2 protein-coding genes are annotated in these 1,292 nt (G+C 42.2%); both read left to right on the forward strand.

Features of this window, described 5'->3' with window-relative positions:
- On the forward strand, positions 1 to 547 hold a 547-nt coding region (locus tag B4113_RS07755), incomplete at its 5' end, for an IS982 family transposase (RefSeq protein ID WP_235597974.1).
- A gap of 53 nt (positions 548 to 600) precedes the next feature.
- Positions 601 to 1,134 carry a T6SS immunity protein Tdi1 domain-containing protein gene (locus tag B4113_RS07760; protein ID WP_033844595.1) on the forward strand — a complete coding sequence of 178 codons (534 nt, stop codon included), beginning with the start codon at positions 601 to 603 and terminating at the stop codon, positions 1,132 to 1,134.
- Positions 1,135 to 1,292 lie beyond the last annotated feature (158 nt).

A 1,292-nucleotide genomic window follows, 5' to 3' on the forward strand; every position in this document is an offset into this window, starting at 1 on the left:
GCACCATCATGCCTATGCCGTGGTCGATAGCTTGCCGTTAGAGTGGTGCCATGCCGCGAGAATGCATCGTGTCAAACGGTTTCAAGGAATCGCCGACATCGGGTATTGCGCTTCAAAAAAGCAATGGTACGACGGATGGAAACTGCACCTTCAAGTGACCGATCAAGGTTTGCCAATGGGATATGTGGTGACGGAAGCCTCCTGCCACGATCGAATCGCCGCTGAAAGCGTGATGATCCAAATTCCTCATCCCTATCACCTCGGGGACAAAGGGTTCATTAGCCGTGACTTGCAAAAAAGGCTGTACGAAGAATACCCAATGGCGCTTTGGACTCCGTCTCGAAAAAACCAGAAACATCGCCCGTCCGAGGCATGGGAGAAGTGGATCCAACAAAAACGCAAAGTGATCGAGACGGTGTTCTCGGTTCTGGTTGACCAATACCGGATCACACAGATTCGAGCGAATTCCATGATCGGATTTGAAGTAGCGCTCGATGGCATATGGTTAGCCTATTCGCTGATCACACTAGGGCTAGTTGAGTTCTAACGCTCAACTAGCACCACGGGTTAAATTAAGAAAACAGGAGAGTTGAGAGAAATATGCTACATGATTTTGTGATGATGCAAGAGGCTCCTCAAAGTGTTATAGAGGAGTATAAAGACAAAATTCCGAATCAGGTTATCGAGATATGGGAGAAATATGGTTTTGGGAGTATTAAAAATGGTTATTTGAAAATTATAAATCCGAATGAATATCTCACAATTTTGGAGGATGTATATGTCCGGCATGATTTAGCTATTCCACTCTTTTCAACAGCAATGGGAGATATCTTGGTTTGGGAAGACGGATATTTAATGGCGCTTAATTTCAGAAAACAACAAGTGAACGTGGTAGCAAAGAATTTAAAGTTCTTCTTTGGAGATTTAAATGACGATTATTTTTTAGAAGAAGCCCTAGATTGGTCACCTTATCCTGAGGCAGTTACGAAATATGGAGAGCCCGCTTTTGATGAGTGTTTTGGTTATGTTCCCCTTCTTGGATTAGGGGGAGTGGAAAAAGTAGAAAACTTAAAAAAGGTTAAGTTGAGAGAACACATTTATTTGATCGCGCAATTTATGGGACCCCTTGAATGATTACAGGATAAACAGCGCGTATCAAGTTGATTAAATCTTTTTGGCCTTGATGAGGTTTAGAGATCTCCAAGGCTTTTTTACTATAAGCAGGTGGAGAGTGTGATTATTTTTTGGATGAAAAAAATATAATAGCAGGGTTTTTATCAGGATGTATTGAA

Source organism: Geobacillus sp. B4113_201601 (genome assembly GCF_001587475.1).
Taxonomy (GTDB): domain Bacteria; phylum Bacillota; class Bacilli; order Bacillales; family Anoxybacillaceae; genus Geobacillus; species Geobacillus icigianus.